Genomic DNA, 13,123 nt, shown 5'->3' on the forward strand with positions numbered 1-13,123 from the left:
TCTATCCTTGATAACGCTTGAACCTGCGCATGTCGCGCAGGCGGGCGTGTCGTAAAATGCAATGAGAAGCGCCGGTCAGGCGCGTGTCGTCAGGCCGCGAACGCAGGCGGGCCGTGCGAATTGTAGGCTTTCGCGTCGGATGCACGAGGAGCCGGAGAAGCAGGCTGAGCAAGCGAAAGTGCGCCTGGAGGTGCGCGCTCCGAAAGGGGAAGCGCTGTTGGTGCGGCATCGCCAGAAGCATGGGTCGCATATTTCTGCGCGACCTTGCGGTCGGCAGCGAGGACGCCGCGCACGACGTCGCGGGCGCTGACCTGCAGCGGCTGGCCGTCCTTGCTCGAGGATGAGAAGGAGTTCGGACCGCGCGCCGGGCCGAGAACGAGGTTGCCGCCAAGCAGCAGGCCGAGATAGGCGAAGATCGCCACGGCAAGCGACACGGCAACGCGACCGGTCATGCGGCGCGTATCGAACCTCATCGGGAAGTCTTGCTGATCTTCAATCTCGAACCGGCTCAACGGTGCAAAATTCTCTCATTATTTTTCTGGAGAAGGCGTTTCCTCGGCCGGGATTGTATCAGCCTCGGTCCCGACTTCATAGGGTGCACTGTCATGATGCACTTGGGATAGCCGGTCAAGCATCCCCATGGCGATTTCCCGCTCGCCCATGATCACGGTATCTGCGCCGTAGTGCTTCAGTTCCTCCACTTCCGCGTCGGAATGCGCACGCGCGACGATCAGTACGCCGGGATTTGTGGCGCGCCCCTGTTCGGCAACGCGGCACGCCTCGAAGGCGTTGGGAATGGCGATGACGAGGCTGCGGGCGCCCTTCAGATTGGCGAGATCGAGTACCTCGCGCGACACCGCATTTCCGCTCACCGTTTCGATCCCCTGATCGCGAAGGGCTGCAATCCGGGTGTCTGAGTCCTCGATGACGAGGAAGGGCGTGCCGGAGGATTTCAGATTCTGGCCGACGATGCTGCCGACCCGGCCGTAGCCGACGAGGATGGCGTGGCCGCGCAAGGCTGTCGCATGCACTTCGTCTTCGATGACTGTAACCTTCTCGATCGCCTCAGCGGCAGCGGCAGCTTCGGCCTTCGGCTCGGCGGCGGGTTCCTCGCGTTTCGACTCGAGCAGTGGCCGCAGTCGGTCGCAGACATAGAAGAGCAGCGGATTGAGGATGATCGAGATGATCGCACCGGCCAGAATAAGGTCGCGACCTTCTCCCGGCAGCAGGCCGAGATCGACGCCGAGGGCGGCGAGAATGAAGGAGAATTCACCGATCTGGCCCAGGCTGGCCGAAATCGTCAGCGCTGTTCCTATGGGTTTTTTGAACAGCAGCACGATCAGGAACGCGGCGAGCGACTTGCCGATGACGATGATGAAGACGGTGGCAATCAGCGGGACCGGCTTGTCGACCAGAATGTGCGGGTCAAACAGCATGCCGACGGACACGAAGAACAGCACCGCGAAGGCGTCGCGAAGCGGCAGGCTCTCCTGGGCTGCCCGATGGCTGAGCTCGCTTTCGGCGAGAACCATGCCGGCAAAGAAGGCACCGAGCGCCAGCGACACGCCGAACAGCTTGGAAGCACCGAAGGCAACGCCGAGTGCGATTGCCAGAACACCGAGCCGGAACAGTTCGCGCGAGCCTGTGTGGGCGATGCGGTGCATCGTCCAGGGGATGACGCGGCGCCCGAAGATCAGCATCACGCCGACGAACAGCGCCACCTTGATCAGCGTCATCGCGATGATGCCGCCAATGCCCATGTCGAGGCCGAGCAGGCGATTGACCGCTGCAGACAGCGGCTCGACGGGGCCGTGGTCGCTGCCGATGCTGGCCGCTGCGGGAATGAGGACCAGCGCCAGGACCATGGCAAGGTCTTCGACGATCAGCCAGCCGACCGCGATCTTGCCGCGTTCGGTCTCGACCAGCCGCCGCTCCTGTAGTGCTTTCAGCAGCACCACCGTGGAAGCGACGGAAAGAGCGAGGCCGAAGACCAGGCTCCCGCCCGTCGGCCATCCCATCAGCGCGCCCAATCCCCAGCCGAGGATCGTCGCAAAGCCGATCTGGACAATGGCGCCCGGCACCGCGATCCCTCGCACCGAGAGAAGATCCTTCAGCGAGAAATGCAGGCCGACACCGAACATCAGGAGAATGACGCCGATCTCGGCAAGTTCGGGCGCCAGCCCCTGGTCGGCAACGAAGCCCGGCGTATGCGGCCCGACCAGAATGCCGGCAACGAGATAACCGACCAGCGGCGGCAGTCTCAGCCGGTGGGCGAAGGCGCCGAGAATGAACGCAAGCACGAGACCCCCGACGATTGTCGAAATCAATGGTGTATCGTGCGGCATGAGTTATCTCCCCGACTGGAAATCCCGTTTCAATTATGACATATATGGTTTATATCAACCAATATGGGTGGTTTGACAAAATGGGTCAAGGCGCAAAAGAAACTATTCTCACTCCGGCTCTGTGCCGCGCTGCTCGCGGATTGCTTGACTGGACGCAGGTCGATCTTGCCGACCACGCCGCCGTTTCGCGCAGTACGATCCGCGATTACGAAGGCAAACACCACGAGCTTCATCGCGCCACGGAAGCGCAACTGCGCCTGGCCTTCGAAAAGGGTGGCGTCGCCTTTGTCGAGGTCGAGGCGATGGGCACCTGTCTCTGCCTTTCACCGACGGCCGAATGATACGCTACTTGCCCGCAGCCAGACAGCCTGCTTTCACCTTGTAGGCGTAGAGGACGCTGCCGCGATAATACCCGTCGCCTGGGTGCCACGATTTGATGTTTTGAGGCGTCTCGGCACAATCGAAGGGCTGGGTGGTGATGAACAGCACGTTGCCGCCGACCGTGGCCGGCAAAGCGAAGGTCTGCTCATAGTAGTTGTCTGGCGCTTGCGCCGGCGGCCGCGCATAGATCCGCAGTGGCTCGTTTCTCAACGTGTGGAACATGTCCGCCAGGATGTCGCGGCTGTCGCTGACGATGATATTGGTGCCGGCCTGACGCGCCAGGTCGCCGGCCTCGAGGCTGATGGCGCTGCGCCCGAGATAGCGCTTCATCACCTCCTCGCCATTCGGCAGCACCAGCTGGTGGGCGAAGACGGCGGCCAGCGGAAACAGCAGGCTGACAGTGCCGTTTATGATGAGCGACACCCGAAGCCCCTTTGGCCATTCGCGATGCAGCAGCCAGACAGCCAGCATCGTTCCGGCGATATAGGCCGTCACCGCCCAGTTGGCATAAGCCTTGGCAATCAGCGCCTGGAGCGTGATCAGCAGCACGACGGGCACGGAAAGCCAGATCAGCAGCTTCTCGCTCGGGCCGCTCTGTCCTTTGATCATCCGATAGACCGCCCAGAGGATCGCGAAGAACACGATCGGCCCGACCACTGCGAACTGCGCGGCAAAGAACTCCAGTCCGTGCCGGATGTCGAGGCTCATCGCACTCCAGTGCGCGATGCTGGTCGTATGCTTGATCGTCGTCGCATCATGGGTGGCGTTCCACCAGAGGTTCGGCAGGGCGACGACGATGGCGGCAGCGGTCGAGATGAAGAAGTCGCGCCAGGATATCCGCGCCATCGGCAGCAGGATCAGCGCTATCAGGCCACCCGGAACGACGAACAGGATGGCGTATTTCGAAAGAAACGCGCAGCCGAAGGCAACGCCCATCAAAAGCGCCAGTCCGATGGAACGCCGGCCGGTCAGCCCGAAATAGGCAAACAGGGCAACCGCCAGGAAGAAGAGAAGAACGACATCGGTCGAGAAGAACACCGACGACAGCGCCACGCCGGGCAGGGTGATGTAGGTGACGCCTGTCCAGCCTTCGATGTCGCGGCTGACGAACCGCTTGGCGGTCCTCATCAAGACCAGCGCCGTCGCCATATGGATCAAAGGACCGCAGAGCCTGATCCAGAAAATCGAGGTCGAACCTGACATTTCGGTCATCGCGCGGATGACCCAGGCGATCATCGGCGGCTTCGAATAGTATCCGAAGTCAAAATTCTGTGACCACAACCAGTATTGCGCCTCATCGACGAACAGATCCGTCGTGTCGAAATGCAAGGCAACGATGCGCCATAGCGTCACGCCGAAAACGATAAGAAGGCCGAGGCGTGCGGACATGGTTCTGATTTCCGTAAACTCAACATCACCACTGACGAGAACGGCAGAGCCTCTCGACGGAGTAGTGGTCAAGCACGTCCATTACAGTTGTTTTATGACGGAAATTCAAAGGACTCGCAGAGGCAGTGCGACACGGCTTGCCTCAATACGGTCGAGAAGTGCAACCGCTGTGAGAACAGAAACAGCAAGGAAACATGCACCCAATCCAAGAACAATCATTGCCCAATCCTTATGACATCATGTCGCGATTTGGTCGGGATATAGCACGAAGCTTGCTTCGAACTTGTAGCAGCCGCGCAACGCAACGCCAGTATTTCATAGATGGTTATTCGCGTTGCTCCGAAAGCCGTCATTCATAAAATGCGTATTAACCTTCAGGCAAGGAATTAACCATAAACATTGCACTACACGTCGGAATGGGAAATTTTTAGTGTTCCTAGCAGGCATGACGCCGAACCGCCGTACCGGGTCAATCCGGTATCGATCTCTCAAGTCGCTCTGAAATAGTCCGCACTGATCGGGATACGTCCGCGCACTGGCGATAGCTGGTGCCGGGTTGCCGTCCCGCCGACGTGCCTATCGCCAGAGGCTTGAGTTCTTTCCGGGCATTTCCGCCCGGGCATTGGTTGGGGACAGGCGTTGGGGCAGAACATGCCATCGGATCAGGATCGTGGAGCACAGGCTGGCAGCCTGCGCGATCGTCTGCGCTTTGCCGGCCTCGATGCCGAGCAGTGCGAGATGGTCCGCCGCTACCGCCCGGCGCTTCAGCAACACCTGACATCCGGCCTTCGTGATCTCTTCCAGCGTTTCCAGGCGTTCCCCGATGCCGCCCGCAATTTCGAGAGCGAGCGTCAGGTCGAGCGGCTTCATGATTTGCAGACGTCGCACTGGGACGTGCTGACGGACGCCCGCTTCGACAGCCTCTATGCAGAGCGCGTGAAAGTACTGTCGGATTCCGAAAGCAAGATGGGGCTCGATCCGCGCTGGCACGTCGCCGGCCACGGCGTCGTCCTCGAGCATGTCATCGGCGGCCTTGCGACCGAACTCGCGGGCAACGCCTTCCTGTCGAGCACCAAGCGCCGCAAGCGCGAGATTGCCGATCTGATGACGGCGCTGATCCGCCTCGTGATGGTCGATGTCGAAATTGCCGTTTCGCTGCGCTTCAATGCCCTGCGCGCCACCCAGCAGCGCCAGCTCGCCGATCAGCGCATCGCCGACAAGACCGAGGTCGCCCGCCTTTTCTCCGACGTCATCGAAGGTCTTGCCGCCCGCGACCTGACAGCCCGCGCTGTCGTCGAGCAGGACGGCCCGCACAATGATGTGGCCGAGGCGCTCAATGCCGCGCTCGAAGCGCTGCAGTCCGAATTCGGCACGATCAGCGAACGGACGGCAAAGGCGGAAGCCTCCGTGCAACTGCTCGGACAGTCCTCGCGCAACCTCTCCGGCCACGCCTCTGGCCACGCCGAACAGCTGCTCGCCTCCGCCGCCACCCTTTCGGATCTTTCCATGAGCGTGCGGCAGGGAGCGGCAGGTAGCCTCGCTGCCGAAAATGCCGCTGCATCGACACGCGCCGCCGCCGAAGCAAGCGGTGAAGTCGTCGGCCGCGCCATATCGGCGATGGCCGATATCGAGCAGTCTGCAGAGCGCATCGGCCAGATCATCGGCGCGATCGATGAAATTGCCTTCCAGACCAACCTCCTTGCTCTCAATGCCGGCATCGAAGCCGCCCGCGCCGGTGACAGCGGTCGTGGCTTCGCCGTCGTCGCCCAGGAAGTCCGCGCGCTGGCGCAGCGGTCTGCCGATGCCGCCCGCGAGATCAAGACGCTGGTCACCACAACCAAGTCGCAGGTCAATGCCGGCGTCCAGATGGTCGGCCGCACGCAGGATTCGATCGGCAGCATTGTCCGCCAGGTCACGGACATCAACACGGCCATTGCCACCGTCGCCAGCCAGGCGAGTGAAAACGCCTCGATGCTCGATGCCGTCACCACGGATGTGAAGGGCCTTGGCGCACGCGTCGCCGAAAGCGCCGGTGCGGCACGTCATTCGGCCGAAGGCGCCGACGATCTCCACACCGTCATTGTCGAACTTGGCCGAACGGTGCGCGAATTCCGCATCGCCCGCAATCGCGCCGAGACCGACCGCCGGCCCGTCCGCTCCGTCGATGTCCAGCCGGTCATGCCGGTCGAGCAGGACGATGCGGCCTTCGATTTCAGTCCTCCGCTCGCAAGCCTCGGGGGAGGACGGAATGTTTATTAACGTACTGGAACATGACGGCGACTCACATTCGTTGGGCGCAAATCAGGGGACAAGGAAAATCTGATGGCAGCAAAAAAGAGTGGGAAAACGCTGAACTTGGCAGCGACCCTCGATCTCAACGAAGCCTCCGCTCTTCGCGACAAGCTGTTGTCGATGCGCGGCAACGCCGTATCGATCGACGCATCGGCGGTCGAGCGCGTCGGCACCCTCGGCGCCCAGGTCCTGATGTCTGCCGCCAAGACGTGGAACCAGGACAAGCTTGCGTTCACCTTCACCAAGGTTTCGGACGCGTTTCAGAAAACCATGCAGCTGATCGGTGTCGATATTCAACCGCTGCTCGCTAAGGAGATCAAGTGATGAAGAAAAGAGTACTGACCGTGGATGATTCACGGACGATCCGCAACATGCTGCTCGTGACCCTCAACAATGCGGGCTTCGAGACCATTCAGGCAGAAGACGGTATCGAAGGCCTCGAGGTTCTCGAAACCTCAAATCCCGACGTCATCGTCACCGACATCAACATGCCACGTCTCGACGGTTTCGGTTTCATCGAAGGTGTTCGTCGCAACGACAAGTACCGCGCCATCCCGATCTTGGTCCTGACGACCGAAAGCGATGCCGAAAAGAAGAACCGGGCACGTCAAGCCGGTGCCACCGGCTGGATTGTCAAGCCTTTCGACCCTGCCAAGCTGATCGATGCCATTGAGCGCGTAACCGCTTAAACCCAGGAATTTCTTCTTATGGATATGAACGAAATCAAAGAGATCTTTTTCCAGGAATGCGAGGAACAGCTCGCCGAATTGGAATCCGGTCTTCTGAAAATGAATGATGGTGATCGCGATCCGGAGACCGTGAATGCGGTATTCCGTGCCGTCCACTCGATCAAGGGCGGCGCTGGCGCCTTTGGCCTGGATGATCTCGTCGCCTTCGCCCATGTGTTTGAGACCACACTTGATTGCGTTCGTTCCAACAAGCTAGAGCCGAATCAGGACGTCCTGAAGGTCATGCTCAAGTCGGCCGACGTCCTCGCGGATCTCACCAACGTCGCCCGTGACGGCGGCGCTGTCGATGAAGGCCGCAGTCGTGGTCTGGTCAAGGAACTGGAAGCGCTCGCCAACGGCGAACTGCCATCCCCGTCCGCGGCCCATGAAGCGCCTGCAGCGGCTCCCGTTGCCGCAGCAGCCAAGCCGACCGATGACAGCGGCTTCGAGCCGATCCCGTTCTCGTTCGACGGTTTTGGTGGCGACGAGACCTTTGAAATCAGCTTCAAGCCGCGTTTCGAGCTCTATTCGAAGGGCAACGACGCCACCCTGTTGCTGCGCGACCTCAGCCGTCTCGGCGAAATGAGCATCTATTGCAACATGGATGCGCTGCCCGGCCTCGACGAGATCGATCCGGAAGCTGCCTACTTCTTCTGGAACGTCACGCTGAAAACCGACAAGGGCGAAGACGCGATCCGCACGGTGTTTGAATTTGCCGAGTGGGATTGCGAACTGACGGTGACCGCCGCTGCGGAAGAAACCGCAGCTGTCGCATCGGAAGAGCTGCCGATGATTCCGGTTCCCTTCGATCTGTCTGCCCTTGATGACGCCAGCGAAGTCTCGGCCTCTGAAAAGAGCGCTGCAGCCGTCGCCGAACCGGTCTCGAATGTCACCCCGATCGCATCGGCTGCCGCCCGCGTCGAGAAGAAGGAATCGGCCGCTGCTGCCAATGCCGCCGCCGCTGCCGCCGCCGCTGCCCAGAATAACGCTGCCAACAACAGCGCTGGTCAGACCATCCGTGTCGATCTCGATCGCGTCGACCGCCTGATCAACCTCGTTGGCGAGCTTGTCATCAACCAGGCGATGCTGTCGCAGAGCGTCATCGAGAATGATGCGACCGGCACGTCCGCCGTCAACATGGGCCTCGAGGAGTTGCAGCAACTCACCCGCGAGATCCAGGACTCGGTCATGGCCATCCGCGCCCAGCCGGTCAAGCCTGTCTTCCAGCGCATGTCGCGTATCGTTCGCGAAATCGCCGACATGACCGGAAAGTCGATCCGCCTGATCACCGAAGGTGAAAACACCGAAGTCGACAAGACGGTCATCGACAAGATCGCCGAACCGCTGACGCACATGATCCGCAACGCTGTCGACCACGGCGTCGAAAGCCCGGAAAAGCGCACCGCCCTCGGCAAGAACCCGGAAGGCACCGTTCGCCTCACCGCCAAACACCGTTCGGGCCGCATCCTGATCGAACTGGCCGACGACGGCGCCGGTATCAACCGCGAAAAGGTCAAGCAGAAGGCAATCGCCAACGAGTTGATCCCCGCGGATTCCAACCTGTCGGACGAGGAAATCGACAACCTCATCTTCCTGCCGGGCTTCTCTACGGCCGACACGATCTCCGACATCTCCGGCCGCGGCGTCGGCATGGACGTCGTCAAGCGCTCGATCCAGGCACTCGGCGGTCGTATCAGCATCACCTCCAGGCCCGGACAGGGCTCGGTGTTCACGATGAGCCTGCCGCTGACGCTCGCTGTCCTCGACGGCATGGTCGTCACGGTCGCCGGCCAGACGCTGGTGGTCCCGCTGACGGCAATCGTCGAAACATTGCAGCCTGAAGCGGCTGCGATCCATTCCTTCGGTGCCAGCCATCGCCTGATCTCGATCCGCAACTCTTTCTGCCCGCTGGTCGATGTCGGTCGCATCCTGAACTTCCGCTCCACCCAGGCCAATCCGGTCGAAGGTGTTGCCCTTCTCGTCGAATCCGAAGGCGGCGGTCAGCGCGCTCTGATGGTCGATGCGATCCAGGGTCAGCGCCAGGTCGTCATCAAGAGCCTGGAAGCCAACTACACCCACGTACCGGGGATTGCCGCAGCTACCATTCTCGGTGATGGCCGCGTCGCTCTCATTCTCGATGTCGATGCTGTTGTGGGCGCCTCGCGCGGCCAGGCCCTGAGACAAGAAGTTTCGTTAGCGGCGGCGGGTTGAGCTTATGTCCTACACCGTAAAAAGTCTGAACGAAGGGGACCGCGAACTGATCGCGTTCCGCGTCGGAGATCAGGAATTTTGCGTCAATGTCATGCAGGTTCGCGAGATTCGCGGTTGGACGCCAGCAATGGCCATGCCGCACTCGCCTTCCTACATGAAGGGTGTCATCAACCTGCGTGGTGCGGTGTTGCCGATCATCGATCTTTCGGCACGTCTCGGCATGAAGCCGACCGAACCCACCCAGCGCCACGTCATCATTGTTGCCCAGGTCCATCGAAAAGTGGTGGGTCTGCTGGTCGATGCGGTGTCGGATATACTGACTGTTAGTGAAGACAACGTACAGCCAACACCTGAGATCGCAAGTGAGCTACAACGCCAGTTCGCGCGCGGCATCATGCCGATTGGAAACCGACTGATCTGCCTGCTTGAACTAGAAGCCATCTTCCCCGAAGCGGAAAGCGAAGCTGCATGAGTGTCCTGAGTGCAAAAGACGTGAGGCCGGGGAGCCCCGACGAGGTCCTGGCGAGCGGCGAATATCCGCTGACGCGCCGTGACCTCATGGAGATCGCCGCGATGATCTACTCGGATGCGGGCATCTTCCTCAACGAGACCAAGGCATCGCTGGTCTATTCGCGTCTTTCCAAGCACATCCGTAATCTCGGCATTTCAGGCTTCCGCGAATACTGTTCGCTGGTGTCGTCGCAGGCCGGTGCCGCGCCGCGCCGCGAGATGCTGTCGCACCTGACAACCAATTTTACCCGCTTCTTCCGCGAGAACCATCACTTCGAGCATCTGCGCGATCACGTTCTGCCCGAACTGCTGCAGCGCGCCAAGTCCGGCGGCAGGGTTCGCATCTGGTCTGCCGCGTCTTCGGACGGGCAGGAGCCTTACTCGATCGCGCTCACCGTGCTGTCGATGATGCCGAACATTGCCGACTACGATTTCAAGATCCTGGCAACCGATATCGATCCGAAGATCCTCGCGATCGCCCGTGCCGGCGCTTACGACGAGAACGCACTGGAAACCGTGTCTCCCGCGATGCGCAAGCAATGGTTCAACGATGTCGAGATTCAGGGTCGCCGCAAGGTACAGGTCGATGATCGCGTCAAGCGCCTGATCACCTACAACGAACTGAACCTGATGGCCCAGTGGCCGTTCAAGGGCAAGTTCGACGTCATCTTCTGCCGCAACGTCGTCATCTATTTCGACGAGCCGACGCAGATGAAGATCTGGTCGCGTTTTGCCGAACTGCTGCCGGAAGGTGGACATCTTTATATCGGTCACTCCGAGCGGGTATCCGGCGATTCCAAGAACGTCTTCGACAATATCGGGATCACCACATACCGCTATACGACCAAGGGCTTGGGGAGGAAGGGGTGACCATGGCCGCACGCGTTCTTGTTGTAGACGATTCTCCCACCATGCGTGGTCTGATCACCGCAGTGCTTCGGTCTGATCCTGACGTTGATGTCATCGGTCAGGCGGGCGACGCTATGGAAGCGCGCGAAGCGATCAAGCAGCTCAATCCCGACGTCGTGACGCTCGATATCGAGATGCCGAACATGAACGGCCTCGAGTTTCTTGAAAAGATCATGCGGCTGCGTCCGATGCCGGTGATCATGGTCTCGACGCTGACCCATCGCGGCACCAATGCAACATTGGCTGCCCTGGAAATCGGCGCGTTTGATTGCGTCAGCAAGCCGCAGCCGGGTGATATGCGCCCGTTCGGCGATCTGGCCGAGAAGGTCAAGGCCGCCGCCCGTTCGCAGCGCCGCCAGGTCATGGCGCCGCAGCCGGTGACGCCGCCACCTGCGGTCGCCGACTACCGCGTTGGCCGCAAGGTCGTGGCGATCGGTTCCTCCACCGGTGGCGTGGAAGCACTGATTGCCGTGCTGCAGAAATTCCCGGCCAATTGCCCGCCGACGGTCATTACCCAGCACATGCCGTCGACCTTCACCAAGAGCTTTGCCGAGCGCCTCAACCGCCTCTGCGCTCCCGTGGTCCAGGAAGCGACCGATGGCGCGCGTCTGGAGATCGGCAAGATCTATCTGGCGCCGGGCGGCGAGCGGCATCTGCAGGTGGTCAATGCCTCCGCACCCTGCTGCCGTCTGCTTGAGCGCGATCCGGTCAACGGCCACCGGCCCTCGGTCGATGTTCTCTTTGATTCCGTTGCGGAACTCGCAGGTCGCAATGCCGTCGGCGTGATCCTCACCGGAATGGGGCGCGATGGCGCTGCCGGTCTTCTTAAAATGCGGCACGCAGGTGCGCGTACCCTCGGACAGAACGAAAAGACCTCGGTGGTCTACGGGATGCCAAGGGTAGCTTTCGAACTCGGTGCTGTCGAACAACAGTTGCCACTCAATGCCATCGGCGAAGAAATCTTAAAGATGACAGCCGCCCGGAAGGAAGGAACTGACTAATGTCAATCGCAGAGAAAATCAAAGTTCTGATCGTCGACGATCAGGTCACCAGTCGCCTGCTGCTCAGCGACGCGCTGACCCAGCTCGGCTTCAAGCAGATCACCTCGGCAGGCGACGGCGTGCAGGGCATGAAGATCATGGCCCAGCAGCCGCACCACCTAGTCATCTCGGACTTCAACATGCCCAATATGGACGGTCTCGGCTTTTTGCAGGCAGTCCGCGCCAACCCTGCCACCAAGAAGGCAGCCTTCATCATCCTCACCGCCCAGGGCGACCGTGCACTGGTCACCAAGGCAGCGGCGCTCGGAGCAAACAATGTTCTGGCAAAGCCCTTCACCATCGAAAAGATGAAGGCGGCAATCGAAGCCGTATTTGGAGCATTGAAATGACGATCGAGGTTGCGGCCCGCCGTGTCCACATCATTCAGGGCGAATGGAAGGTCCTGAATGACCCGAACGCGGTTTTGACGACCATACTTGGCTCGTGTGTGGCTGCATGCCTGCGGGATCCAGTGGCTGGCGTGGGGGGTATGAATCACTTCCTGCTGCCAGGCAATGCGACCACGCCGACGACGGGGGGAGACGCGACGCGCTATGGCGTGCATCTCATGGAGCTGCTGATCAACGGCCTCTTGAAGCAGGGCGCGCGTCGCGACCGCCTGGAAGCCAAGATCTTCGGAGGAGCGAAGACAATCTCGACGTTTTCGAATGTCGGGGAACAAAATGCCGCTTTTGCTACGCAGTTTCTGAAAGACGAAGGCATCCCTGTTGTCGGTTCCAGCACCGGCGGCGATCACGGGCGCAAGCTCGAGTTTTGGCCGGTGTCCGGTCGCGCTCGGCAATACCCGCTGACTGGTGCTGAAACGCAGAAGACGGTCGCCCTTGAACAGCGCCCGGTTGCTCCGCAGAAGCCGGTCGAAACCAGTATCGAATTCTTCTGAGCCGAGGTTCCAATGAACGTGAATACACAGGCGGAGCAGCCGTCGCCGATCGAAGCGCTCCCCGATATCCTGATGCGGGTGGTCTCCGAGCTGCATGACGTCGCCTATCTGATCGAACGGATCGAGCCTCAGCTTCTTGAAATCGGCGGTGCGAAGCTGCTGAATTCGCCGGAAAGCATGAAGGTCATGCAGGGCATCGATCTCGCTGTACAGAAAGCGCGCGGCATCGCCGAGTTCATCGATACCATCACCGGCGAGATCTCCAATGAATGGATGGTCGATGTCGCAACGGCACTCAGCCTCGTCAAGCTGAGCGAAATGCAGCGCGCGCTGGGCGGCGGCGGTATGCGCCACGGACATTCGCAGCCGCTGAACAAGGCAGCCGGCGACTTCGACTTCTTCTAGTCGCCGTGCTTA

Annotated in this window: 14 protein-coding genes; 11 read left to right on the forward strand and 3 right to left on the reverse strand. The window is 60.7% G+C overall.

The annotated features are described in order from the left end of the window. Positions 1-89 precede the first annotated feature (89 nt). Both GVL52_RS23395 and ybaL read right to left on the reverse strand, forming a co-directional pair. Positions 90-473 carry a hypothetical protein gene (locus GVL52_RS23395; RefSeq protein ID WP_160011521.1) on the reverse strand — a complete coding sequence of 128 codons (384 nt, stop codon included), beginning with the start codon at positions 471-473 and terminating at the stop codon, positions 90-92. Positions 474-530: 57 nt separating this feature from the next. Beyond that, a complete protein-coding gene (gene ybaL / locus GVL52_RS23400) occupies positions 531-2,345 on the reverse strand; it encodes a YbaL family putative K(+) efflux transporter (protein WP_160011523.1) in 1,815 nt (604 codons plus the stop codon). Between the two features lie 35 nt (positions 2,346-2,380). On the opposite strand from ybaL, the gene GVL52_RS23405 reads away from it, so the two are divergent. Further along, positions 2,381-2,686, forward strand: a complete 306-nt coding sequence (locus GVL52_RS23405; protein WP_160011525.1) for a transcriptional regulator — start codon at positions 2,381-2,383, stop codon at positions 2,684-2,686. A 4-nt stretch (positions 2,687-2,690) separates the two neighbouring features. Here the strand turns inward: GVL52_RS23405 and GVL52_RS23410 are convergent, their stop codons facing one another. Continuing rightward, positions 2,691-4,115: a glycosyltransferase family 39 protein gene (locus GVL52_RS23410; RefSeq protein ID WP_160011527.1), complete on the reverse strand. Its 1,425-nt coding sequence runs from the start codon at positions 4,113-4,115 to the stop codon at positions 2,691-2,693. A gap of 651 nt (positions 4,116-4,766) precedes the next feature. Here GVL52_RS23410 and GVL52_RS23415 point away from each other — a divergent pair. From GVL52_RS23415 to GVL52_RS23460, 10 genes are all read left to right on the forward strand, one after another. After that, a complete protein-coding gene (locus tag GVL52_RS23415) occupies positions 4,767-6,374 on the forward strand; it encodes a globin-coupled sensor protein (RefSeq protein ID WP_160011529.1) in 1,608 nt (535 codons plus the stop codon). A 63-nt stretch (positions 6,375-6,437) separates the two neighbouring features. After that, a complete protein-coding gene (locus GVL52_RS23420) occupies positions 6,438-6,731 on the forward strand; it encodes an STAS domain-containing protein (RefSeq protein ID WP_160011531.1) in 294 nt (97 codons plus the stop codon). Next, positions 6,731-7,096, forward strand: a complete 366-nt coding sequence (gene cheY1 / locus GVL52_RS23425; protein WP_160011533.1) for a chemotaxis response regulator CheY1 — start codon at positions 6,731-6,733, stop codon at positions 7,094-7,096. Before GVL52_RS23420 ends, cheY1 begins: the two co-directional genes overlap by 1 nt. An 18-nt stretch (positions 7,097-7,114) precedes the next feature. Further along, positions 7,115-9,346, forward strand: coding sequence for a chemotaxis protein CheA (locus GVL52_RS23430; protein ID WP_160011535.1), 2,232 nt, complete (start codon positions 7,115-7,117; stop codon positions 9,344-9,346). 4 nt (positions 9,347-9,350) lie between these two features. Further along, positions 9,351-9,818 (forward strand): chemotaxis protein CheW, encoded by a 468-nt coding sequence (locus GVL52_RS23435; RefSeq protein ID WP_160011537.1) that lies wholly within the window; start codon positions 9,351-9,353, stop codon positions 9,816-9,818. Next, positions 9,815-10,726 carry a protein-glutamate O-methyltransferase CheR gene (gene cheR, locus GVL52_RS23440; protein ID WP_160011539.1) on the forward strand — a complete coding sequence of 304 codons (912 nt, stop codon included), beginning with the start codon at positions 9,815-9,817 and terminating at the stop codon, positions 10,724-10,726. Before GVL52_RS23435 ends, cheR begins: the two co-directional genes overlap by 4 nt. Further along, positions 10,723-11,766 (forward strand): protein-glutamate O-methylesterase CheB, encoded by a 1,044-nt coding sequence (cheB, locus tag GVL52_RS23445; RefSeq protein WP_160011541.1) that lies wholly within the window; start codon positions 10,723-10,725, stop codon positions 11,764-11,766. The genes cheR and cheB overlap by 4 nt, the downstream gene beginning before the upstream one ends. Beyond that, the gene (locus tag GVL52_RS23450; RefSeq protein ID WP_148196492.1) at positions 11,766-12,155 is read left to right on the forward strand and encodes a response regulator; all 390 of its coding nucleotides are present in this window, start codon (positions 11,766-11,768) and stop codon (positions 12,153-12,155) included. The genes cheB and GVL52_RS23450 overlap by 1 nt, the downstream gene beginning before the upstream one ends. Beyond that, positions 12,152-12,706 carry a chemoreceptor glutamine deamidase CheD gene (gene cheD / locus GVL52_RS23455; RefSeq protein ID WP_160011543.1) on the forward strand — a complete coding sequence of 185 codons (555 nt, stop codon included), beginning with the start codon at positions 12,152-12,154 and terminating at the stop codon, positions 12,704-12,706. Before GVL52_RS23450 ends, cheD begins: the two co-directional genes overlap by 4 nt. Positions 12,707-12,718: 12 nt before the next feature. Then, entirely contained in the window at positions 12,719-13,111 is a 393-nt protein-coding gene (locus GVL52_RS23460; protein ID WP_160011545.1) for a hypothetical protein, read from the forward strand. Positions 13,112-13,123 lie beyond the last annotated feature (12 nt).

Source organism: Rhizobium sp. 18055 (assembly GCF_902706285.1).
Taxonomy (GTDB): Bacteria; Pseudomonadota; Alphaproteobacteria; order Rhizobiales; family Rhizobiaceae; genus Rhizobium.